The organism is Planctobacterium sp. R6, from assembly GCF_055755215.1.
Map to the genome: position 1 here is coordinate 1 of NZ_JBVTQY010000007.1, position 23,456 is coordinate 23,456.

24 protein-coding genes are annotated in these 23,456 nt (G+C 48.7%); 4 read left to right on the forward strand and 20 right to left on the reverse strand.

The window, feature by feature from the left end; all coding sequences use genetic code 11:
- Positions 1 to 283 precede the first annotated feature (283 nt).
- On the reverse strand, positions 284 to 919 hold the full coding sequence (gene trhA / locus AC0J20_RS06455) for a PAQR family membrane homeostasis protein TrhA (protein WP_229528502.1): 636 nt from the start codon (positions 917 to 919) through the stop codon (positions 284 to 286).
- Positions 920 to 923: 4 nt separating this feature from the next.
- A complete protein-coding gene (locus AC0J20_RS06460; RefSeq protein ID WP_473021067.1) occupies positions 924 to 1,385 on the reverse strand; it encodes a DUF3291 domain-containing protein in 462 nt (153 codons plus the stop codon).
- Between the two features lie 139 nt (positions 1,386 to 1,524).
- On the opposite strand from AC0J20_RS06460, the gene AC0J20_RS06465 reads away from it, so the two are divergent.
- Positions 1,525 to 1,932, forward strand: a complete 408-nt coding sequence (locus AC0J20_RS06465; RefSeq protein ID WP_473021068.1) for a hypothetical protein — start codon at positions 1,525 to 1,527, stop codon at positions 1,930 to 1,932.
- Here AC0J20_RS06465 and AC0J20_RS06470 read toward each other — a convergent pair.
- Together AC0J20_RS06470 and AC0J20_RS06475 are read right to left on the reverse strand one after the other, a co-directional pair.
- Positions 1,916 to 2,476, reverse strand: a complete 561-nt coding sequence (locus AC0J20_RS06470) for a hypothetical protein (protein ID WP_473021069.1) — start codon at positions 2,474 to 2,476, stop codon at positions 1,916 to 1,918. The genes AC0J20_RS06465 and AC0J20_RS06470 overlap by 17 nt on opposite strands.
- A 67-nt stretch (positions 2,477 to 2,543) precedes the next feature.
- The gene (locus AC0J20_RS06475; RefSeq protein ID WP_229528498.1) at positions 2,544 to 3,110 is read right to left on the reverse strand and encodes a porin family protein; all 567 of its coding nucleotides are present in this window, start codon (positions 3,108 to 3,110) and stop codon (positions 2,544 to 2,546) included.
- Positions 3,111 to 3,574: 464 nt separating this feature from the next.
- Between AC0J20_RS06475 and AC0J20_RS06480 the strand changes: the two genes are divergently transcribed.
- Complete coding sequence (locus AC0J20_RS06480) at positions 3,575 to 4,114, forward strand: YdeI/OmpD-associated family protein (protein ID WP_473021070.1); 540 nt, start codon at positions 3,575 to 3,577, stop codon at positions 4,112 to 4,114.
- Positions 4,115 to 4,245: 131 nt separating this feature from the next.
- Here the strand turns inward: AC0J20_RS06480 and AC0J20_RS06485 are convergent, their stop codons facing one another.
- The 14 genes from AC0J20_RS06485 to xerD all read right to left on the reverse strand — a co-directional run bounded on the left by AC0J20_RS06485 (position 4,246) and on the right by xerD (position 17,204).
- Positions 4,246 to 4,722, reverse strand: coding sequence for a GNAT family N-acetyltransferase (locus AC0J20_RS06485; protein ID WP_473021071.1), 477 nt, complete (start codon positions 4,720 to 4,722; stop codon positions 4,246 to 4,248).
- Positions 4,715 to 5,407, reverse strand: a complete 693-nt coding sequence (locus AC0J20_RS06490; protein WP_473021072.1) for an aspartate/glutamate racemase family protein — start codon at positions 5,405 to 5,407, stop codon at positions 4,715 to 4,717. Before AC0J20_RS06490 ends, AC0J20_RS06485 begins: the two co-directional genes overlap by 8 nt.
- A gap of 20 nt (positions 5,408 to 5,427) precedes the next feature.
- A complete protein-coding gene (locus AC0J20_RS06495) occupies positions 5,428 to 5,847 on the reverse strand; it encodes a GFA family protein (RefSeq protein ID WP_473021073.1) in 420 nt (139 codons plus the stop codon).
- A gap of 1 nt (position 5,848) precedes the next feature.
- Complete coding sequence (gene mazG, locus AC0J20_RS06500) at positions 5,849 to 6,664, reverse strand: nucleoside triphosphate pyrophosphohydrolase (RefSeq protein WP_473021074.1); 816 nt, start codon at positions 6,662 to 6,664, stop codon at positions 5,849 to 5,851.
- An 87-nt stretch (positions 6,665 to 6,751) separates the two neighbouring features.
- On the reverse strand, positions 6,752 to 7,720 hold the full coding sequence (locus AC0J20_RS06505; RefSeq protein ID WP_473021075.1) for a hypothetical protein: 969 nt from the start codon (positions 7,718 to 7,720) through the stop codon (positions 6,752 to 6,754).
- A gap of 80 nt (positions 7,721 to 7,800) precedes the next feature.
- Positions 7,801 to 9,954, reverse strand: a complete 2,154-nt coding sequence (relA, locus tag AC0J20_RS06510; protein ID WP_473021076.1) for a GTP diphosphokinase — start codon at positions 9,952 to 9,954, stop codon at positions 7,801 to 7,803.
- A 22-nt stretch (positions 9,955 to 9,976) separates the two neighbouring features.
- Positions 9,977 to 11,368 (reverse strand): 23S rRNA (uracil(1939)-C(5))-methyltransferase RlmD, encoded by a 1,392-nt coding sequence (gene rlmD / locus AC0J20_RS06515; protein WP_473021077.1) that lies wholly within the window; start codon positions 11,366 to 11,368, stop codon positions 9,977 to 9,979.
- Positions 11,369 to 11,379: 11 nt separating this feature from the next.
- A complete protein-coding gene (gene pdxJ / locus AC0J20_RS06520) occupies positions 11,380 to 12,117 on the reverse strand; it encodes a pyridoxine 5'-phosphate synthase (protein WP_473021078.1) in 738 nt (245 codons plus the stop codon).
- 32 nt (positions 12,118 to 12,149) lie between these two features.
- A complete protein-coding gene (recO, locus tag AC0J20_RS06525) occupies positions 12,150 to 12,845 on the reverse strand; it encodes a DNA repair protein RecO (protein ID WP_473021079.1) in 696 nt (231 codons plus the stop codon).
- A gap of 23 nt (positions 12,846 to 12,868) precedes the next feature.
- The gene (locus AC0J20_RS06530) at positions 12,869 to 13,144 is read right to left on the reverse strand and encodes a hypothetical protein (RefSeq protein WP_229528487.1); all 276 of its coding nucleotides are present in this window, start codon (positions 13,142 to 13,144) and stop codon (positions 12,869 to 12,871) included.
- Between the two features lie 8 nt (positions 13,145 to 13,152).
- Positions 13,153 to 13,605, reverse strand: coding sequence for a DUF302 domain-containing protein (locus tag AC0J20_RS06535; protein ID WP_229528486.1), 453 nt, complete (start codon positions 13,603 to 13,605; stop codon positions 13,153 to 13,155).
- Positions 13,606 to 13,624: 19 nt separating this feature from the next.
- On the reverse strand, positions 13,625 to 15,346 hold the full coding sequence (gene recJ, locus AC0J20_RS06540; RefSeq protein WP_229528485.1) for a single-stranded-DNA-specific exonuclease RecJ: 1,722 nt from the start codon (positions 15,344 to 15,346) through the stop codon (positions 13,625 to 13,627).
- A 73-nt stretch (positions 15,347 to 15,419) separates the two neighbouring features.
- Positions 15,420 to 16,133 carry a thioredoxin fold domain-containing protein gene (locus tag AC0J20_RS06545; protein WP_473021080.1) on the reverse strand — a complete coding sequence of 238 codons (714 nt, stop codon included), beginning with the start codon at positions 16,131 to 16,133 and terminating at the stop codon, positions 15,420 to 15,422.
- Between the two features lie 141 nt (positions 16,134 to 16,274).
- A complete protein-coding gene (xerD, locus tag AC0J20_RS06550) occupies positions 16,275 to 17,204 on the reverse strand; it encodes a site-specific tyrosine recombinase XerD (RefSeq protein WP_473021081.1) in 930 nt (309 codons plus the stop codon).
- A 161-nt stretch (positions 17,205 to 17,365) separates the two neighbouring features.
- Here xerD and AC0J20_RS06555 point away from each other — a divergent pair, with 161 nt between their 5' ends.
- Positions 17,366 to 17,701 (forward strand): VOC family protein, encoded by a 336-nt coding sequence (locus tag AC0J20_RS06555; protein ID WP_473021082.1) that lies wholly within the window; start codon positions 17,366 to 17,368, stop codon positions 17,699 to 17,701.
- 82 nt (positions 17,702 to 17,783) lie between these two features.
- Positions 17,784 to 18,320: a flavodoxin FldB gene (fldB, locus tag AC0J20_RS06560; RefSeq protein WP_267498180.1), complete on the forward strand. Its 537-nt coding sequence runs from the start codon at positions 17,784 to 17,786 to the stop codon at positions 18,318 to 18,320.
- Here fldB and AC0J20_RS06565 read toward each other — a convergent pair.
- Both AC0J20_RS06565 and AC0J20_RS06570 read right to left on the reverse strand, forming a co-directional pair.
- Complete coding sequence (locus AC0J20_RS06565) at positions 18,317 to 19,603, reverse strand: DUF1501 domain-containing protein (protein WP_473021083.1); 1,287 nt, start codon at positions 19,601 to 19,603, stop codon at positions 18,317 to 18,319. The two genes, fldB and AC0J20_RS06565, sit on opposite strands and share 4 nt — an antisense overlap.
- 11 nt (positions 19,604 to 19,614) lie before the next feature.
- On the reverse strand, positions 19,615 to 23,418 hold the full coding sequence (locus tag AC0J20_RS06570; protein WP_473021084.1) for an FG-GAP repeat domain-containing protein: 3,804 nt from the start codon (positions 23,416 to 23,418) through the stop codon (positions 19,615 to 19,617).
- Positions 23,419 to 23,456 lie beyond the last annotated feature (38 nt).

Below are 23,456 nucleotides of genomic sequence, written 5' to 3' on the forward strand. Positions count from 1 at the left end.
TTTCACTCAAACCTGTCATCCACCCCCTGTCTAACAATACGAAAAACTGAGGCGACAACTATCCTGACACAGGGGGTTTACGTGAAATTCTGTCGCAACAAGGCCTGAGCCTGGAATCACTATTTAACAAACTGTCCTGAAAAATTTGTTTAGCCGGGCGGGCTTTCAGCCCGGCTGACGAATTACCGCTTTTTGACAACAAAACCCGACACATCCAGGTAGGTTGGAATCTATTCCAGCGCCGCTGCCAGATTAGCTCAAGATTGTTTGAGTGATAGCGAGTCTACAGCACATATTCGTAGACGGAATAAAAGTGGCAGGCACCTCCCAACATCACCATAATATGAAAAATAGCATGGGTATAAGGTAGACTTTTAAAGGAATACAACACTGCTCCCAGGGTATAAACTACACCACCGGCGGTCAGCCAAAACAGGGCGGGAGCAGACAAATTATCGAACAGCGTTTTGCCAGCAAACAGGATGAGCCACCCCATAAACAAATAAACACCAGTGGACAGTAACTTAAAACGTCCGGTAAAAAACAATTTCAGTACAATTCCTACAACGGCTAATCCCCAACTGATACCGAAAATCCACCAGCCAGTTACCCCCGTCAAACCCAACAAGGCAAAAGGCGTATAAGTACCTGCGATAAACACAAAAATGGCACAGTGATCAAACACCCTCAGTTTTGCTCGCGCTCGTGGTGTACTGGCTCGGTGATACAGTGTCGAAGCCAGAAAAAGCAGTATCATACTGCTGCCAAAAATAGCCACAGAAACCAATTCCATCACACCCAAAGGTACACTTTTGTGCAGCAACATAGCTAAGCCAATAATGGCCAATAAGAATCCGAAAAAGTGCGACCAGATGTTGATTAACTCTTCACGACGCGAATAGCTTTCAGCCTTAACCATAAAATTAATCCTGTTTCTCAGTTTCGGCCGGAAACAATTTTTTAAAAGAGAATGCTTGCGCAGTCTCTCCATGTTCACGCAACGTCGCCAATTTAGCTTTGGCTTCGGGTAAAGTAGGCAAGTGGCCCGCCGGTATCCACCACAGTACGTAGGTAGCCTGCTTAACCGGCATAAACCATTCTTTTTTACGCTTTAAAAACTGCGCATGTTCTGTTTTAAACAAAAAGTTTTTCAACGACTCCGGTTCCTGCCATACCGTTAGATTTGCAATGATGCTGGGATCGTCGTAAACGGGAATCGCCGTTGCATTGCCGGAGTCATCTTTCATACGCCAGACAAAGCCGGGGGATTGCTCACCTAACAGATTGATACGCTCCAGATTATCGACGAAATCTTTCATCACCGGAGAATCCATTTCTGCCAGGGCAGTAGCAATATTGAGTTGTGCCAGATGGAATTGGGACATATACAAAATTTTGAATTCTTTTGTTTTTTACCATACCTGTTTTGCTATCAGGTTGATATCCCTTCACTTTAAAAAATGACTTGCAGAACCGACAATCACTCTTACAATCTAATTTGTTTCCTCTTCAAATAACCAGAGTATGGCAAATTTTAAACAGCATGGATCGTTTGAAGCTCATCTGGTGGGCAGAATCATTGTATTCAAAGGTACCGGCCCCTGGAATTTGGAATCCATGAACGCTGCCGCGGATGAATTTACCGCATTAACCCGGCCTTTATATGGTAGCCCCTGGGGGATGGTGGGTGACTTTTATGGACAAGCCATTCACGTTCCCGAAGCTGCTGATAAGCTTGTAGAAATTGTATTGCGTGAAAAACTAGTTGGACGCACGGCAACCGGACTGGTGATAACGCATAGCGATGCCCCGCTAATGAGTCAAAAGCACCTCAGCGAAATTTATGGTAAAGCGGCGGAACCCCACGATTTTTTTGCCAGCGTCGATGACGCCATTGCCTGGGTAAATGAAAAAATTAGTGGTGCTGAATAAAACGGTTGTTTAGTACTTCAAGCTCCTGCTGATAACCTTCTCTACAGAAATTGACTGACAACTTGTTCATAAAGCCGTGTTTAAATTCTGTCTGTCGGATAATAAGATTTTGTTTGCTCTGTAAGGCTGTCATTAACTCTGCGACGCAAAAGTGAGGTTCACTGGCGGGAAAGACCAGTTCCATCGGAAAGCAAGGGGTTAGCGATAAATGGTTACGAATCTGGCTGCCATAGTAACCTTTGGCCAGCGCTATTTTGTCTGGCTCCAGTTGACCGGACAACTGCCATATCGCAGAGGCACCAACACTGAAACCTAAAAGAAACACGGGCTCTGGTGTATCCTTTAGCTCTTGTAGCAGAAACTGAGCATACTGCGCCAGCCCTACCCTCTCGCTAAAGTATTGATAAGCATCTTGCTCAGTGTTAAAAGCAGGCGATTTATCGCGATAAGGGTGGACAATTTTCGCGTTACCATCAATGGCTTCGGCCAGTTGCCGTAACGCCGGGGTATCACCAAAAATATCAGAAACAAGCATTAAACGCATAGTTTATTGAAGCCTGTTGAACCAAATAAAAAAGGTGGCCATCGGGCCACCTTAAAATAAGCGTTTATCAGAATGCGTAGCGCAGGCTGACCGTGTACAGGTCCGCATCTTCTGCTACACCATAACTCACACCAGCGGCAAAATTGTCAGTGAAATAGTAACGACCTTCGATGGTGAAGGTAGTGTCATCTTCTTCAATGTCAACATAGGAAATAGAGCCACCCAATTCAAAGGCATCGGTTAACATGGAGCGAGCGCCCACGGCTAGTGAATAGCCATTGTCGCTCTCGGATATACCTAATGCAGAGGCATCAGCGTATTCATAAGAAATACTGGCAAACAGATCTGTCGTTGGCGAGACGCCATAGCGATAGCCCACGCCAGCGCTGATGGTGTCCAGATCCAGATCGATACCCGAAATGTCATCACTTAATGCGTTGTAATCCGCCATCAGGAAGATATTCTCGGTTACCAGTACAGAACCCGACAAACCAAAGCCATCTGGCTCAAGGTCTGTATCATCGATTTCTGCTTTAACATAACTCAATTCAACCAAATCCCAGCTGGGAGATTTTGCAAAAGCAGCGCCGGAAAAAAGTAAAGCAACGGAAAGGCCTAAAAGAGACTTCTTCATAAAAAATTCCTTAAAAGTGTGTGTTGGAAAACCGGTCCTCTTGACCGGATGCGCAGTATAACGTTTCGTATATTGCTGTATATGAGCAATCTGCAAGCAATTATGTCTGCGGAAATATTTACCCCACAACAAGGGTAAATATTTGATGCGCAGTATGAGCGAAGTTATCTGAAGCGCCGCTTAACGATTGATGACTGCGTTCGAGACGCCCCCTGGCAGCAAATCGCACAACAGGGCCTTATTCAAATGGACTTCGAACACGACCGGGAGCAGGAGTTTAGTGAGGCTGGCAAGGTAAATTAAACTGGATATCCTGTCTGTTTTTTGCCTGGTTTCCGCTATGCTGTCAGCACCAGTCCCGAGAAAACAGGAGCAAAAACTCATTGGCAGGCGTTCATGTTTAACGCAATATAGCCAACAGGTATTTGCTCATTAAACCAACCAAGAGATAAGGATTATAGCCAGTGGCAGTGTCTCAATTTAGCGCCAGGGTATTACAGCCTCAAAAGGCAGAATCTGATTTTGAAGCTTTTGTTGTTGTGCCTAAAGCAGTTAGCGACTGTCTGCCCCGGCGAGGCAGAACTACCGCCGATGTATCAGTTGCTGGTTACGCATTTCAGGTTACGCTGGAGCCTGATGGTAATTTGAGTCACTGGCTTAAGCTGAGCTCCAAAGACCTGGTATCGGGCAATCTTCTTATGGGAGAGGAATATGTATTTGAATTGAGCCCGGCGACAGAAGAGCCTGAACCCAGTGTTCCCAAAGATTTAGCTGACTCAATTCACAGCTCTGCCGAAGCCCTTGAAACGTGGCAAAGTACCACGACCATTGCAAGAGTCGACTGGATTCATTGGGTAGAGTCTGCCAGGCAGGCAAAGACACGCGCTAAAAGAATTTCTGATGCCCGTAATATGTTGTCTGAAGGAAAGCGAAGAGTGTGTTGCTTTGACAATTCAGGGTTTTACAGCAAGGCATTAAAACCACCAAAAGTCTTTGCCGGGTAGTCGAAGGCTTTGTTATATGGCCCCCCGGCAACCAAATCCAACCATGAGTCTCATTCAGCAAGCGCTGTTATATTTGGCCAAACGACGCCTTTGACGGATATTAACGCGCTGCAACTTGCAAACACTTAGCGCTATAGGTTAACCACCAACAGTGGCAGGCTTCTGCCTGGAATGCTGCCCGAGGCTATGTCACCGGCTTTCACCGCTCCCATGCTAAGATAAAACGCCTCTGCGTTTGGGTCTGACGCAATCAGCAATTGCGTAGCGCCCAGCTCAGTTACTGTACTCAACAAATCCAGCCAAAGCAGTTTACCCACTCCCTTACCAATCTGTTCCGGCGAAACAAATAAAGCTTCGACTTCAAACTTTCCGGCGCTGAGTTTTTGCAGACAATAAAAGCCCACAATATCCCCACCCGACAGGGCTTTTTTATAACAATATTCCCGGCGCGCTAACTTTTCCGGAGATACCGCTAACTCGGCATAACAAGACTGCATAAAGTCATCGCTGTAGCCCCAATATTGCTTCGACGCCAGTGCAAGCCGGGTTAATGACTCACAATCTGGCTCTGTCACCTCTTGCAGGGTAACAACATCTGAATCAGGCAAGGGCAAAATCCACGGCGGCTTTAGCATGTATCGAGGTTGTATCAAACAAAGGCAGGCTGCAATGCTGCTGTTGAACCAATAAGCCAATTTCAGTGCACCCCAGAATAACCCCTTCGGCACCGCGCTGTTTCAGCTCAGCAATAATATTCAGGAACTGCTGACGGGATGTTTCCTTAATCTGGCCGACACACAGCTCATTGTAAATGACATCGTTAACCCGCAATTGCGCTGCGTTATCGGGAACAATGACCTCAATGCCAAAACGCTCTCTGATGCGATCTTTATAGAAGGACTTTTGCATGGTAAAGACCGTGCCCAGTAAGGCCACTTTTTGCTGTTGCTGAGCGTGTAACTGTTGTGCCGTTGCATCAGCAATATGCAGTAATGGAATACTAATCGCCTCTGCCACCTGTTCAGCCACAAGATGCATGGTATTGGTACAAATAAGTAAACAGTCCGCGCCAGCCGCCTCGATAAGTCGGGCCTCTGCGCTTAACAACTGCCCCATTTCCTGCCAGCGGTCCTGCTTTTGCATTGCTGCAACCGGGGCGAAATCCACACTGCGCATAGCGATTTTGGCGGAGTGTAAACCTCCCAGTTTAAGAGCTACCAGTTCATTAATCTGCTGATAATATCCGAGGGTACTCTGCCAACTCATACCGCCTAACAAGCCGATTGTTTTCATCAAAATTCCTTTATTTTTCCTTATTCAGAAGGCGGAAAATCACTGCAACAGGGCGCAGATAAACCGGTTTCGTACCAGTTAGCTCTGTCATCCCAGAAGATATTGTAATCAATCAGATCTTCCGGAGTATCGTCAAGACTGCCAATTGGCACATACATCCAGTCACCGGATTTACCCAAAAACGGTACCCCTGAGCCACATTGCTTACAAAAGGCATTGCTGAACGCTCTGCCACTGCCACATTGGAATCGGGTGATGCTGTCATTGCCACTGGTAAAGTGCACCGCATCGGGTGCTATCTGCATATTGCTGGCGTGAGCTGAACCGGTTAATTTGCGACACTGCTGGCAATGACAAAAATAACTGGCATTGGGTTCACCCTGCACCTCAAAGCGTACAGCGCCACAATAACACCCTCCAGACAAACACAATTCCGTCATGTTAACTCCCCTGCTTCTCGTTTTGTTTCACCTGCTGCCATAGCTCTTCCATGGCATCCAGCGACATAGACGCTAATCCTTGTTGCGAATCTGCCAGCTTCTCTACCTGGCGAAACCGGGATTCGAATTTCCGGTTTGCCAACAACAATGCCTGTTCCGGATCGACGTTACAGTGCCGTGCCAAATTGAGCGTCGCAAACAGCAAATCACCGATTTCCTCTAACATGGCTGCACTATCCTGCTGTTGACTGGCCTGCAACACCTCTTCGATTTCTTCGTGAATTTTGGCCGACACCTGTTGTTTATTGTCCCAGTCAAAACCGACTTTGGCACAGCGTTTTTGCAACTTCACCGCCCGTTTTAGCGGCGCCATACCTTTGGGAATATTAGCCAACAGACTGCTGTCCTGCACCTTGCCCTGCTCTTGTCTTTCCTGCTGTTTGACAGCTTCCCAGTTAGCGTTTAACGCTTCTTCGCTATCTATCTGAGCCTCGGCAAAAACATGAGGGTGTCGACGAATCAGTTTCTCGGCCACCTGAGCGGCAATGGCATCAAAGTCAAAGGCCTGTTGCTCCTGTCCGAGTTTGGCATAAAACACCACCTGAAACAGCAAATCCCCTAATTCGTCTTTGATATCGCTTAAATCACCGGAGGCAATAGCATCAGCCACTTCATAGGCTTCTTCAATGGTATAAGGAACAATGGTTTCAAAGGTTTGTTCTTTGTCCCAGGGGCATCCTGAAACCGGATCACGGAGTTGTTCCATGACCCATAAAATACGATTAACTCCGGGAAATTCAGAATAGTGTTGGGACATTACCAGTCTCATGTAGGGGAATTTAATTGCGACTATAGTGACAAGCAAACCTGTAAAAATCCAGCGACAAGCCCGGTTTACAGCGAATCACCCCTGCCGGCGCTGTTCCTGACGTTCCAGTTCTTCGCTGCGCAATGCATTATTGATGGCGACCGCGGAGTAAGCAGCAATCGACTCCACACTATGGCATTGCTCAGAGTCCAGGCCTTGATAGCGAGACATAAACAAGGTGAAAACACCAACAACCTGCGTCTCCAGTTGCACCGGTACAATAAAAACACTGCCGCCCTGCAACTGTTGGTTTTGATTGAGTAGTTGCATCAGCGACTGTAGTTGCTCTGGCTCCAGATGCTGTTCAGCACAGCGCATCAGATCAAACAGGTACAAGGAAGTTTGCTTCTGCAAAACCCACTGTTCCAGCACTTGCAGCGCTTTTATGGCTGTATCCTCGAATGGTGCCTGTTCCGGGGGCTGTCGCAGCGCGACCGGAACTGATTCACCGTTGCGCAAAATAATCACACGGAACAGGTCGATATTGGCCAACTGGTTTATATTACTGTGCACCACCTCTAAAATGTCATGGAGATTTTGTGTTCCGGTGATTTTCTGTCCAATTTGAGTCAGCATGCCCAGATGGCTGGAGACTTTGCGAAAATGTTCAGCCCGCCGCTCGGAACTTTTTGCTTCCCGGGTCAGACTGAGCAATCCCCACAAGGTAAACAGGGCAGCAACGGTTTTAAAACCGTTTTCCAACAAGGCTGGCCAATATCTGACGATATAAAATTCATCGATAAAATCGGCACTTCCTCCCACAAACAAGCACAGCATTGCTGCCACCAGACGCATTTTAGTGCTTTCATGATGATTTGAACGGGCAATAAAAGTAGAGAAAAAGCCCGCCATAATCACAGTACTGGCCTCACCAATGATATCCAGTACGTCGATTTCAGCAAAGGGAATTGGCCGAAACAAAAGAATGACAATACCGCACCACACCAGGCTGATTGCAAACATCAGCCAGAGTGCCCGGGCAATAAACAACTGTCGTAATGACATGCGCACTAATCCAATCGAACCAGAGACCCATATCACCACTGAACTGTGTCATTTCAATGAAACAAACGGTAAAAACCGGATTAGTGCTCGATGCGTTTCACTTCCAACACATTGCGGATTTTTTCCAGTTTAGTCATCAGTCTGGCCAGCGAATTCAGATCCTTTACTTCCAGTGTCAGGGCAATATTGGCGGTGTGGTCCTGTTCGTGGCTTTCGCTGTGGACGCCGAGCAAGGACACCTTTTCATTACCTAAGATGGTAGTGATCTCACGCAGTATGCCGTCTCTGTCGTAGCAGAATATATCCACTTTGGTTTTAAACGCACCTTTGACTTCGTTTGACCAGTTAACTTCGATGCCCCGTTCCGGGTTTTGGGTCAACATTGAGGATAACTGTTCACAATCTTGCTTGTGTACACTGACCCCTCGCCCCATGGTGATATAACCATATACCGGATCACCCGGCAGGGGCTGGCAACAACCCGCCAGCACAGACATCAAATTACCCACGCCTTCTACCACAATTTGATCGCCACTGCTGGCCGCTTTGGAGGCTTTGGTTTTGACTCTGGGGTCGATGTCGGGTTTGGGCTTAACCTTCTGCTGCAGGTGATTAATAACCTGCATAACCCCAACGTCACCGCCACCAACGGCAACATACAGGTCTTCCAGCGAGTTCACATTAAAGCGGTCATGCACATCGTTGAGCATGTCTTTGTCCAGGCGCGCTTTGACAATCTCATTGAACAACATGTCTTTACCGGCCTGCAGATTCTTGTCTTTGTCCTGCTTTTTAAACCAGGTAGCGATTTTCGCCCGGGCCCGGCTGGACAGTACATAGCCCATACTGGAATTCATCCAGTCCCGACTGGGGTTGGCGCGTTTTCCGGTGAGTATCTCCACCTGATCCCCGGTACGCAGTTGGTAGGTTAAGGGCACAATCCGGCCAGATATTTTTGCGCCATTGCACCTGTGTCCAACGTTGGTGTGCACGTAATAGGCAAAATCCAATGGGGTACTGCCTTTCGGCAAATCAATAATGTCGCCTTTGGGAGTAAATACATAAACCCGATCATCAAAGACCTGGCTGCGCAGTTCTTCTACAATATCGCCGGACTCAGAAATATCATCCTGCCAAGCCAAAATCTTGCGCAACCAGTTAATTTTATCCTCGAAACTGTCGCTGCTGCCGCTTTTGCCCTCTTTGTATTTCCAGTGAGCTGCGACCCCCAGTTCGGCATCGTCGTGCATTTTCTGGGTGCGCACCTGGACTTCAATGGTTTTACCTTCGGGCCCAATGATAACCGTATGAATAGACTGATAACCATTGGGCTTAGGCGTGGCGATATAGTCGTCAAACTCCCGCGGTATATGTTGCCAACTGGCATGAACTGCGCCCAGCACGGTATAGCAGTCCTGCAGTGTATCGGCAATAATGCGCACGGCCCGGATATCAAATAACTGCTCAAAGGTAAGGCCTTTGTTTTGCATCTTTTTCCAGATGCTGTAGATGTGCTTAGGTCTGCCGTAAACTTTGGCTTTTATGCCCTGCACATCCAGTTGCTGCTGCATTGCTTCAACAAAGTGCTCGATATAGTCCTGTCGCTCTTTGCGTTTTTCCCGCAGCATCTTGGCAATGAGTTTGTACGATTCCGGGTGCAGGTAGCGAAAAGAAAGATCTTCCAGTTCCCATTTGAGCTGACCAATACCCAGGCGGTTTGCCAGAGGCGCATAAATACTGGCGCATTCGCGGGCGGTCATAACCCGGGTTTCTTCGTCGGCATTTTTGACCTGGCGCAACTTGATAATACGTTCTGCCAGCTTTATCACTACTGCGCGGACATCCTGCACCATAGACAGCAACATGCGACGGATGTTATCGATTTGTCCTTCGTCAGCCTTGATATATTGACTGGAATGCAGGGTTCTGATGGCACTCATGCGCCGCACCCCTTGCACCAGTGCCTGGATTTCCGGGGAAAACTGCTCCGCGATTTCATCTTCAGACAATTCGCGAATTTGGCAATAGGTATACACGAAGGAGGCCAGCATGGTTTCATCGTCCATCTGCAACTCTTGCAGCATTTCTACCATTTCCTGCCCTATCAGCAAGATTTCCGGTTGCTCAAGAATTGTAGCCAGCTTTTCTTTGGTACTGTCAGGGACTTTCAGGTTATCCAACCACTCTTCGAATCCTGGGCGGATCTCACTGTGGACTGTTCTGACTGACACCATTATGTAACCGTCTCCTGTGTGTTCAAGCTAAGCTAAATAAGCCCATCATCTCAGTGTGGGAAGTTTGTGGAAACATATCAATTAAAGATAATTTAGTTAATTGATAGTTTGCTGCCAGCAATTTAGCAATATCTCTGCCGAAAGTCGCCGGATTGCAAGACACATATAGTATGCGCTCGGGCGCTATTTTAACAAGTTGCTCCACAGCCTGCGACGCTCCGGCGCGCGCGGGGTCCAGCAGGACCTTGTTACAGTTTAGCTCAGTCATTTTGTGCAATATGTCAGGATCATTCAAATCCCCTGAAATAAATCGAACATTGCTAATGCCATTATCCAGTGCATTGCTCTGTGCCATTTGCACCATTTCGGGTATTCCTTCAAAACCCACTACGCTACTGACGCTGCGGGCAAGCGGCAAAGTAAAATTACCAACGCCACAAAACAGGTCCAGCACCTTATCTTGTGGCGCCAATTGCAACCAGGTTAGCGCCTGAGCCACCATTTGCTGATTGATTTGCGGGTTAACCTGCACAAAATCATCAGGGTTCGCCTTAAACATCAATGGGGCGCCGGTGGGCAATGGCAATGAATACCGCACCAGTGAAGATTGGCCGTTGAGTACTTCCCTTTGTTTTTCGCCCATATCCAGAAAGATGTCACAGCCCTGTTGTTCGCCAAAGCGCTGTAGTGTCTGGCGATCTGACTCATCCGGAGACCGGGTAAAGCGCAACGTCACGTAAACCCGTTCGTTATGCTCCGCATCACATCCTTCAAACAGGCTGACATGCCCCAGGTGCTTGATACTGTTCAATCTGTTCAGGACCTCTTGCAAGGGTGCAATAAGTTTCTGAATGGCCATTGTGGCAACCTGACAATCAGATAAATTAAACACCTGGTTTTCTGAATCGCGAAAACCGATTCGACATTCCGATGGTTTGCGCGCATCAACAGCCAGACGGACTTTCCGCCGGTAAGCAGTGTGCTGTGCGGTGATTGGCTGTTGCCAGGGAAGGTGTTCTGCGTCTATGCCAATAAAACGCTGCAACAGCTGACCAATGGCTGCCTGTTTTTGAGACAACAAATAATCTTCTGCGGCAAACTGTGTTTGACAGCCGCCACACAAACCAAAATGCGGGCAAAAAGGCGTTTTTCGCTGTGCAGATGCATTAAGTACTTTCCGCACCCGCGCCTTTGCTATGTGCTTTTGCCGGTCTGTCTCCTGGATTTCACACAATTCGCCAGGCAAGGCCCCCGTCACAAAAGTCACCGGGGCACCGGGTACTACCCCTTTGGCTTCGTGATCCAAATGGTCGATCACCACCTGAGATACCCGCCCATGGTGAGCTGTTCGCTTTTTAGTCTGGCGTCTGCCGCCACCTGATTTGCGATTACCGCCGCGAAATACCTGAACCATAGTGCTTTCGATTAACTCTGATGTCGTGCTTCTTGCATTAATGCGCGCATGTCTGCAACCGCCTTTGCCAAACCGTCAAACGCGGCACGGGCGATGATGGCATGACCGATGTTTAGTTCAATCAATTGCGGGATTGCCGCTATGGGTTTGACATTATGGTAATGTAAACCGTGGCCGGCGTTGACTTTCAGGCTAATGGAAGCGGCGTATTCAATACCGGTTTTTAGTTTGTCTAGTTCCATCAATTGTTCGCGCTCTGAGGTTGCTTCAGCATACTGCCCGGTGTGAATTTCAATATATTCGGCTCCGGTAGCTTTGGCGGCGTCAATCTGTGCCTGATCGGCATCAATGAATAAGGAAACAATAATGCCATGTTGCATCAGTGCCTGGGTGGCCTTTTTTACCCGCTCAAAACCGCCAGCCACATCCAGTCCACCTTCAGTGGTTAGCTCTTCCCGTTTTTCCGGTACCAGGCAACAAAAAGTAGGAGAGACTTCTTTGGCAATGGCCACCATTTCATCGGTAACTGCCATTTCCAGGTTCAGGCGGGTGTTAATGGTTTCTTTTAAGATGCGCACATCCCGGTCGTTGATGTGCCTGCGATCTTCTCTTAAATGAACGGTAATACCATCGGCACCTGCGCGTTCAGCGATATCTGCGGCATGTACCGGGTCCGGGTAATGGGTGCCACGGGCGTTGCGAATCGTGGCTATGTGATCAATGTTAACGCCCAAATATAACTCATTCATGATTACTTCTCTTTTCCGGTTTGTAGCGCAGTTTACAGGGGTTTTTGAAATAACTCCCGACTCTTTAAAGGTTTATTCCCCAAATAGGGAGAAAGCGCCAGCCTGGTAAAATATTTTGCGACTTTCAACGCTTGCGGCGACCAGTTCTGCTGCCCAATCGCTAAAATGTGTTCTCCCAAAAACGCTTGTTTACTGGTGGCAGAGGCGAGACAAAAACCTTGTTCCAGTACAAAGTCATAGGATTTGTCAGGCGCAATGGGGGCGTTGCTCAGCGCGTCATAGGAAAAGTCATAGGCACTGCCCAACTCCTGCAGTAAAAACAATTCGAACTCTCTCAAAACAGGTTCTGCCTGAGCTTCTTTGGCCAGTCTTTGCAAGGTGTGTTGATAAAAATGAAAGCCGGTTTCAAAAGGCTCTTCGTGGGGTAACAATCGCACCAGCACTTCGTTGCAATACAAGGCACAATAAAGTGCCGTACCCTGCAAAGCCACCGGCTTGTGCAGTGCTTCGCTGGCATAACCAGATTTTAGTTCCCCATTGCCGCTTAAACGGGTCGAAAAAAGGGTAAATGCCTGAGTTAAGCCTTTGAATTTATTACTCTTACCATAAACACCTTTGGCGACATAGCGAATTTTACCCAACTCCAGACTAAACCCGGTAACCAGGGCGCTGGTTTCTTTGTAAGGGGTGGCGTGTAGAACATAATGCTCAACCATAAACTCTGCCATAGGTGTTCTCTTTGCTGCTCAGCTTATGAAGTTCGAAGGCGGACCACGCGCATATACTCAAACTCAATACCCGCAACTTCCTCAGTGTCAGGATAATAAGTCAGGTTTACCCTTGCTCCTTGCAGATTCTTGTAACGCTTTTTACGGCGATATTTAAAAGGGACATCCACAGATTCCAGCATCAGGGTGTGTAAAATCCAGTCACCATCTTCTCGTTGTACGTGAGAAATCACTTTGCGGTCTTCTGAATGGATCAGCGCCTCGTGTTGCGTCAGCAGTTTTTTGGTTTGTTTTTCCATTGCGGAACCTATTCACTGGCCACTTTGGCGAAATTTGCCAGAACACCGCTGATTTTCTCCAGGATTGGGTAGCAGGGACTATCCATGTCGATGTCATGTCTTTTCGCCAGATACAAGGGATCGTTATAGCTCAACCAGACCTTGCCCTGCACGTCTTGCCAGACCAGGACTTTTTGCGGTAAATCGATAGCAATGGTTTGCTGACACTGCATCAAAGGTGTGCCGATATTGGGGTTGCCGAATATCAATAACTGGGTGTCTGCCAGCTGTTTGCCCACACTTTTTGCCCCTTCGCTGTGGTTAATACGGGCAAATATCGTCATGCCTTTCGACTCCAGCACGGTGCTCAACTTATCCAGCGTTTGAGTCACAGAATGCTGACTCTCACGCCAAATCATGCCCTCGCCGGCTGATACATTCAGGCTTAAAACGGCACCACACAATAACCAAAAACGCCACATAGCTCACCTCTCTTATGTTCTATACTGCCGACAATGAGTCCACCAACAATTGCACTGACTGTCGGCCTCTGAATTCATTAACATCTAACTTGTACACCAGTTGCACCTGTTTGCAGGCACCGTTGGGCCATTTACTGGTTTCCACATTAAACGCGATGGCATCCAGTAAACAACCATCAGCACTTTTCACCTGCATTTTCAGATGCTTTTCGCCCACGATACGTTGTTCCAGTAAACTGAATACACCGTCAAACTGTGGTTCAGGAAACGCCTGTCCCCAGGGGCCAGCCGAGCGCAACAGGTGGGCGAATTCCAGGCTCAGCTCCTGTCTGCTCAGCTCACCGTCAGTCAGTATTTCGCCGGTCAGAGCCTCAGGTGACAGCCACTCCTGACATAAACTGTTGAAGACCTGGTTAAACTGCGCAAAGTCTTCAGTTTGAATAGACAAGCCGGCCGCCGCCGCATGGCCGCCAAATTTAAGAATTAATCCCGGATAGCGATTGTTGAGTTCTTCCAGCAAATCCCGAAAGTGCAATCCAGGAATAGAACGACCAGAGCCTTTTAAGGTTTGCTCATCTTGCTGAGCAAACGCGATTACCGGTCGAAAATACTTATCCTTGATACGCCCGGCTAAAATACCCACTATGCCCTGATGCCAATGAGGTTCATAAAGCGCTATACCCTCGGGGAGCTGTTCGTCGGTTAACTGCATTTGTTCCAGAATCAACTGCGCTTCTTGCTGCATTTCTGCTTCAATACTGCGGCGCTCCTGGTTTAACTGATCCAGTTGCAATGCCATGCGTCGTGCAGAAGCGGTATTGTCAGCTAACAGACATTGAATGCCCACTGTCATATCATCCAGACGACCCGCAGCGTTTAGCCTTGGGGCCACGGCAAACGCCAAATCGCTGGCCACGATGCCGGCCTGGTTGCGATTTGCCAATTCCAGCAAAGCGGTAATACCCGGACGACATTGACCGGCCCGGATACGCTGAATTCCCTGGTGCACCAGAATGCGATTATTGCTGTCCAGTGGCACCACATCAGCAACTGTGCCCAGTGCTACCAGATCCAGCAGAGTGCCGAGATTAGGCTTGTTTAATCCCAACTCTGCGAACAGATTTTGCTGCTCAAAATAGCCGCGTAAGGCCACCAGCAGATAAAAGGCCACACCGACACCGGCAAGATTTTTAGAAGGGAAAGCACAAGACTTCAGATTGGGATTAACAATGGCAGCCGCCTCCGGAAGCTGCTCTCCGGGTAGGTGATGGTCGGTAATGATCACCGGAATACCCAGCTCATTAGCGCGCTTTACCCCCTGAATACTGGAGATACCATTGTCCACCGTCAGTAACAGCTGCGCACCCTGTGCCGCGGCTACATCGACAATTTCCGGACTCAATCCATAACCGAAATCAAAACGGTTAGGCACTAAAAAGTCTACCTGCTGAAAACCAAACCAGGGCAAACCCAGTAGTAACACGGCACTACTGGTGGCGCCGTCAGCATCAAAGTCGCCGATAATAATGATCTTCTGCTGCGTAATTAACGCCTGGTGCAGCAGTTCTGTGGCAATATCAACACCTGATAATTGCTTAAAATGATGTAAACCGGAGGCCTGGTATTGCAGATCTTTGTCCTGTTTAACCCCTCTGGCAGCAAATAAACGAATCATGGCTTCGGGCCAATCTTGCAGTAAGGGCAACGTATCGGGAATCGGGCGTCGGGTGATATTTAACATGAAAATTTCAATTTATTAGGACCGGTTGATCAAAAAAGGCCAGCGAACTGGCCTTGATAAAAACTCAGCGCGATTACATTTCCGCTAACACTTTGGCCATATCCGCTGCCGGGCGATATCCGGGTTGCAGTAAACCGTTGTCAAAGATTACCGCAGGTGTACTGGAAATACCCACACTTTGTGCAAACTGGAACTGCTCAGCCACACTATTGGCGCAGGTTTTGGGGGCTACGTTGCCGCCGGATTTACCATTGGTCATGGCGGCTTGTGGATCTTCTGCGCACCAGATAGACACCAAATCATCATAGGATTTGCTACCTAAGCCACCTCTTGGATAAGCCAGGTAACGAACCGTGATCCCTTTGGCATTATAGTCTTCAATTTCTTTATGCAGCTTACGGCAGTAGCCACAAGTGATATCCGTAAAGATGGTAATAGCGTACTTTTCATCTTTTGCTTTGAACTCAATAACATCATCTGCAAACTGCGGTAAGCCGGATTTACGCATACCAGACAGCGCTTCTTCAGTTTCGTTGCGCATTTCCTGATCGAGGTTGTAAATACGCCCATGCAGCAAATATTTGGCATCTTCGCTGACGTAAAACAGTCCCTTGTCAGTCATTACCTGTAACACACCATCCACCGGTGAATTGGCAATACTGCTGACCGACATTTGCAGCAAATTTTCAAACTTTGATTTTACTGCAACCTTTGCTTCTTCCTGTGCCGACACCGACGCTACGGAGAATAATAGTGCAAGCCCTAAAGCCTTAGTCCAATTTCTCATATACTACTTAATCCACCTTTTATCTGAGGAACTTTATCTTTGTTTATATAGACCCCAGTTACGCAAATAAATTGCAAAAAATAATGAAGACATCAACACTGCTGATGTGACGCACTAGTCTAGAGCAATTTAAAACAGAATTCAGCCCCTTGGATGATGCTGAGCCACTAACTTTTGCAATCTTTCTGTTGCCACATGTGTATATATCTGAGTGGTAGACAAATCACTGTGCCCCAATAGCATCTGTACAACCCGCAAATCTGCCCCGTGATTCAATAAATGGGTGGCAAAGGCATGACGCAACGTGTGGGGCGATAACTCCGCCTTGATCCCGGCTTTTTTGGCATAATATTTAATGCGATGCCAGAAGGTTTGCCGGGTCATCTGTACACCGCGACTACTGGGAAACAACACATCCACATTGTGCTTTAACAACAATCCCCGGCCCTGACGCATAAAACGTTCTATCCACTCTATGGCATCTTCGCCCATAGGGACCAGTCGTTCCTTGTTGCCTTTACCTGTCACCCGAATAACGCCTTGCTGCAAACTCACCTGATTCAGTTGCAAACTGGTTAGTTCTGATACCCTCAGGCCGGAGGCGTACAGCAGTTCCAGCATCGCTTTATCCCTTAATTGCACTGCATCGGCTTCAGTATCGGGGGCATTTAATAAGGCATCCACCTGCTTTTCAGTCAGCGCTTTAGGCAGGGATTTGGGTAATTTAGGATTTTGGATCAGCGAGATAGGGTCGTCTTCCCGTAAGCCATTGTCCTGACACCAGTGCAAAAAAGCGCGCAAACTACTCAGGAAGCGCGCCGTGCTGCGCTCGGACAAATTGCGATCGTAGCGATGGCCGAGATATTCATGCACCTGATATTGGTCAAAGTCGGTTAATGAGAAAGCGCTGTTTTTCTGGCTCAGAAATTCACTCATTTTCACTAAATCGGTTCGGTAGGAAGACAGGGTATTGGCACTGAGTCCCTTTTCTACCCAGATGCTATCCAGAAATTCTTCTATGATTTGAAGGTTGCTGTCATCCAGACGCGCAGTCTTTAAGGTTTTAGACATAAACACCGAACCAAAAACAAGGTAGTTACCGATTATGCGGGCACCGCCCGGCAATGCAAATAATTCGTAAAAAATCGTGTCTCCACGGAAAAAGCTGCTTACAAAAGCAGCAAAAATGCTAAGCTAGGGGTGTTTTTCAACCCAACTCGCGAGATCTTCGGATGGAACTTGGTAAGTTTTGCCTGAGCCTGTCAGTCACTGATATCGACAATTCAAAGCACTTTTATGAAAAACTCGGCTTCTCTGCCGTGCCGGGTTGTGGTTCTGTAGAAGCCAAATGGTTGATTATGCAAAACGGTACAAACATGATTGGTCTGTTCCAGGACATGTTTCACGGCAACATCTTTACCTTTAACCCCAAAGACGTGCATAAAATTCAGGACGAGCTAAAAGCCAAAGGTATTCACCTGGACAAAGAGGCGGCCAGTGCTGATGGCCCTTCGCATATCATGTTTCGCGATCCGGATGGCAACGTGATCATGTTGGATCAAATCTAACCGGACTCCCGCTGATAACTGGAAAGATAAGGCATTTTTCTTTAAACTGCGGCGCCCTGTGTTTGATCCGAGATACGCCGTTTTGAAAAAGATTGCCCTGTTTTATGGCTCCACAACCTGCTATACCGAAATGGCCGCTGAGAAAATTGTGGCTGAATTCGCTGCTGAACCCTTTGGTCAGGACATCCCTATGTTCAATATCAAAGAGACTAACCTGTCCCGAATGGAAGAGTACGACGTATTAATATTGGGTATTTCCACCTGGGACTTTGGTGAGCTTCAGGAGGATTGGGAGTCGCAATGGCAGGACATAGCACAGGTTAATTTGGCGGGTAAAATCATCGCGCTATATGGCCTGGGAGATCAGATGGGCTACGCCGACTGGTTTCAGGATGCCCTTGGCATGTTGCATGATGAAGTCATTGTTCAGGATTGTGTGGTTATCGGTTACTGGCCCAACGAAGGTTATGAATTTAGCGCATCTAAGGCCCTGACCGAAGGCGATGAGTTTTTTGTAGGCCTGTCACTGGACGATGAAAACCAATACGATGAAACCGACCAGCGCATCGCCAGTTGGGTACAACAAGTCTACGCCGAACTGGCAGAGCTATCCGCTTAAGTAAAAAAGCCAAACGTGGCATCAGCACTCAAACTAAAGTTGTTATTGGCAGCCAGTGTCTGCAAGCCGAGGTATTGTCTGAGTTCGCTCATCACATGCACCGGATGAATAATGCTGCCGCCTTGTTCATCTGCCTGCCAGGTTGACGGATTAATGGGCACAACATTGTGGCCTTCGTCAGTTAACCCCACTGTGCGATTGGTATAGCCTGCCCCTTTTTCCATCACGATAAAACTGCTTACAGGCCAGTGATCTTTGCCTTCGCCGTCATTGTAATGGGGTGTACGACCAAAATCAGAACCGATAACCAGCACCATTCTGTCAGCAATGCCCTGTGCCTCAGCGTAGGTCCAGAGAAAATCAATGCTGCGCGCCAGTTCAGTGAATAACCAACTGTGCTGAGTATCATGATTTTCATGGGTATCGTAACCTCCCATCACCAGATCAGCGGTCACACACACACCGGAACTCATGGCCAGTACCGCAATTTGCGCCTGCCGACTCAGTGATGACCACAAAAAATTACCGTCAGTAACGGTTTCCTGAAGGTCTCCCACATTGGCAAGGGCATCGGAAAATTGCGACAAAATACTGGAATTTTGCACTGCAGCGTCAAAGTTATTGCGGTTGCGCTGTTGCAAACTGGTGAGGTTTTGCCCTTGCCCCAGTTCTGCCAAACGCTGTGCTTTAAGTGCCTCGATACGTTGCCAGTCGTTGTTGTGCAGATAACTCTCATCACCCCATCTGGCCCGGTTGGGGTAAATCACATTATTGAGTGCCTGGATGTTGTCCAGTTGTGTATATCGGGTCAGGCCACCTGTTGCTGAGTACCCACCATTGCTGATGTAGGATACCGGCAAACCGGCGCCATACTGGGCAGCAAATAATGCCGACAACGACGGAAAACCATCCGACAATCGACCACTCCAGTTGTGCACGACCCCGGCAGTATGACTATTGGTCTGGGCATCCACGCCGTTAATCACCAACATATCCTGGTAATAACGGTCAAAAAACCACTGATTATTAGCAAAAGCGGCGTATCGCAGATTGCCCGATTCCCCCGGTTCACCTGTGGTGGCCCAATTGTTGATAAAGATATCGCCGGGTACGTTAACTTTAGGGTCGCAAAATGAAGTCACATCCCAGCCGCCATCAGTCTGAATAGTCACCAGGAACTTGCCGCTGTAATCCGGGGGGGCAGCAAACAGATTAAAACTGGCCGGTAACGAAGCCGCCACCGAGGTTAACCCCAGGGTTTTGAAAAAATGACGTCTGTTCATGGTTACCCTCATTAATCGTGTAAATATTGATAATCAGTCATCAGATAAACCATGACCGCCCGCCAGCCCGCCAGCGTCCCGAAAGGATCGGCCCCTGCGATGGCACCACCCCATTGGTTTTCTGTATCCCATTCGCTGGTATCGAAATTACAGGTAGTGCCGGTGTCCCATTCCCAAATCAGACCGCTTCCAGTGCGATTTTGCTTATCTGTCATGGTTTCCGTAAACAGGGTGAGCATTCGGGTGATTTCCGGGTCCTGTGGCGCGTATTTTTGTCCCCAGAAACGCTGCGCCAGTTCGGCGAGTTTGACTCTTAACTGATCGCCGGTAGGACTGGTTTGCGCTATGGGATCGGTAACTCCGACACTCATTGCCACATTGGCAAAGCCGATGACAGTCTCATCGTTTTCGTCCAAAGCCCCGTCCTGATTGTATTCCTGGTAATAGGCTTCCATCACCAGGGTGTAATTTCCGGCGTTTGCAAACTCAATAGCCAGTGTGACGGAACAATTACCCCAAAATAACCGGTCGGTGGGGCGGTAACTATCCTCTGCGCTGTTCCAGGTAACATTGGAACAAATACCGTCCATCGGTGTGCCCGAGACAATATCAAGATCGGCGCCGGTGACCGACAACACAGCATTATTTTGACTGTCGTAAATAGACAGGTGATCAATGATCAAATCCTGATGAGCGCCGCTTTCTTCCAGCCACATGTCGTTGGTATAGGCAAGACTGATCAGGCTATTTCCGGCCTCAACGTGAAAGCTCATTTCATAGGGTTGACTGTTCCCGGCGCCCATGCCATCTACTTCGGCATCACTGGAGGTGAGGATGCCCGGCACCGTGCTGCGCTCAATACCATTGAGTAAGCGGCGTTGTCCTTGCCCGGTATTAATATCCTCCAGCACTGCCGGACAGGACGCTTCAGCGGCATGCGCGGTGGCCACTTTGGCCATCACCGAGGTCATGTCTTTGGCGCGCTTAGTAACACCAAATGAATCAATGCCACCGTACATAATGTTGTAGTTCCTGCGCCATTCGGTATTCAGCACATTGTGATTCCAGCTATCCTGCCAGGGATTCCATAAAAACCCGGTAAGAGAATGCGTCTTTCGCTCTAATTCCTCAGGCGTCAGTAACCTTTCGCTGCCAGACAAAGCAAACAGCAAAGCGTCATCGGCCTGCTCAGTTTGCTGCATAACTCTGAACCAGGGGCTGATGACCAAGTCCGCTAACATTTGTCGTAAATTACCGTGTTCCCTGAGCTGTTCGGCGGTGGCCACAATAAAGGCACTTTGGGCGTTATAGGCATCATTCAGCGCCGTATAATTTGCATCTTCTAATGACTGTGGCGCAGATAAGGGTTCAACCCCAAAAATGGCCGGCCAGAAGAACTTCACCATGGCAATGGCAAACCGTGAATCATTCGCTATTTGCTGACCCAGCCACTGGATCGTGTCCTGCCCCTGTGGTGCCAGCGTACTTTCCAGACCAGGTGCCAGCATGTCACGGTACCAGGTATCGCCCTGTTGCCATGCACTGTCGCCGTCCTGTGGCCATTTGTAGGTCCAGGGCAACGAGTCCTCACCGCCCCACTGATCTTTATAATTCCCCCAGTCGCCGTAATCCTGATAGGCCCCGGCAATCGGGTCCAGTGTCTGGTGACACACAGTGCAATTGCTGTTGTTCAGGGTAGGATTATTGGTGTCCGCCAGCGCATCAGGGTCCTGAGTACGTTGCGCTGACTTTTCAATATCAAAATCCAGAAAGTAGTAATAGGTCCATCGCGACCGGGCTCTGTTGCGGTTGGTGGCTGTCGAAGGATAGCGATTTAACCAGGCCAAATCGTTGAGCACCCCTGCGTGAGGCCAGTTAATAGTACTGCCTTCATTGATAATGTTCAGACCGAATTGCGTCCATTCAGCGTCAAAGAGCTCATCATGCACCATCGCACCAGACATATGTCCTGGTGCAAAGGACCAGGCTCCGTCACTTTCGCTGATATCTGCGTCACCGCGTAGCGCCGAATTAGTGTAACCATTGAACATCATATAGTCCGCGGTCACTATTTCCGTGTAGGAGCGGTCGTTTTCCACGATATAAGCGATCAATTCCACCGGAGCTCTGGTGATACCAATTTCCACGCCTCTGCGCCAGTACCAGAAAGCATTGTTAGCCTCTTCGGTCTGAGCGAGTCCGGCCTGGTAACTGCGATTAGCGATTTCCGGAAAGTAACTGTCACTGAGAACTTCCATTCCGCGCTGAAAAAACTTATCCGTTAGCAATCGATCATTGGCGGCTGTGATTAAAAATTGATGAAATCCTTCGCCGCTGAATTGTGCCAGCAGTGCTTCGCGCAACTCAGCATCGCTGGCCTGTGACAGGGCCTGCATTTCATCAAGTTCAGGCACGCGACCGGTCAGAATCAGTGACGCCCTGCGAAAGGTCAGGTCGGCAGATAACATGGCCGTTCCCTGCCAAAATCCTTCTCCGTCAGTCGGTGCCTCCCCTCCCTGACCCGGGTCCCCTTGTGTGAGCAATCCCAGATAGGTAGCAAACGCCAGATATTCAGCACTACCGGCCGGTAATTGTGTACCGCCGATGTGTCCAAGTCCACCACTGGCCTTAGCCAGAAAATAATCGCTGTCTACAGCTTCCAGTGCCAGGAAATCAGCGACACGTTGTTGGTTGATGGTCAGGTAATCGGACGTTGTATTGCGTTCAAAAATTAAGCGAGCTAATCCATCCGCGGCGCCACCGGACACGTGGCAGGCGATACATCGGCTTTGCACTATATTGGCGGATATATTCTGTTGATAATAATCGGAAGCATCAACTTCGGAAGGCGCTTCGTCGTTGCCACTGGGCACATCCTGGCGCATTGCAACTTTTAATGACCAGGGAGCCAGCGCCGGAATGTCTGTGACCTGTTGGCCAAAACTAAACTTGATAACCGTCCCGTTTTCACTGCTCAGATAGATAAACTCGCCGGTAGCGGGGCGACGAATTGCCAAATCGGCTTTACCGTCACCATCGTAATCCGCAGGCACCGGAATATCAGAGCTTTGCTTGCCGAAGACACGCTCGTAGCGCCATCCCCCTTCCGGGTAAACACCTGAACTATAATAGATGTACCAGGTCCCGGTTGCAGGTCGCCAGATGGCATGGTCGGTCAGGCCATCGCCATCATAATCTGCCGGGACTTTAACGTCCGTTTGCTGTCGGCCCAAAATGGTGCGCACAGTTTCATTACTGGTACTGTGGCGAACATACCAGGTGCCATCCCGCCAGACCGCAAAATCGGCGTGGGCATCGTTATCAAAGTAACCAACCAGTGGTACGTCGGTAGCCAGTCTGCCATAGTCAAACTGCCCCACTTCACCAGATTCAGCATTCAGAAAATACCAGCGCCCTTCGGATGGACGGCGTACAATCAAATCATCCCGACCATCGCCGGTGCGATCCGCCAGAAATGGAATATCCCCTGCCTGCCCAAACTGCATGGTCTCCCGGCTATCGTCGTCATAGCGAATATACCAGGTTCCGCTCACTTCATACCAGACAGCGAAATCTGCCAGTCCATTGCCATTGATATCCCCTATCAACGGAACACCGTCGATAGCGTCTCCTAAACTGGTGCGGGTCAAAATGCTATTGTTCGCGGGGGATTTGCTGTAAAACGTCAGATTGCCGGGTCGCCACAGGGCAAAATCCGCGCTCCCGTCACCGTCAACATCGGCCCCCTGAGTATACAGCGTGAAGGTTGCCGTTAACGACAACAGAATAAATCTCAGCCAAACATGTGGATTCACGGCAACTCTCCTGCGTAGCAAAATCTGACGCCTTTTGT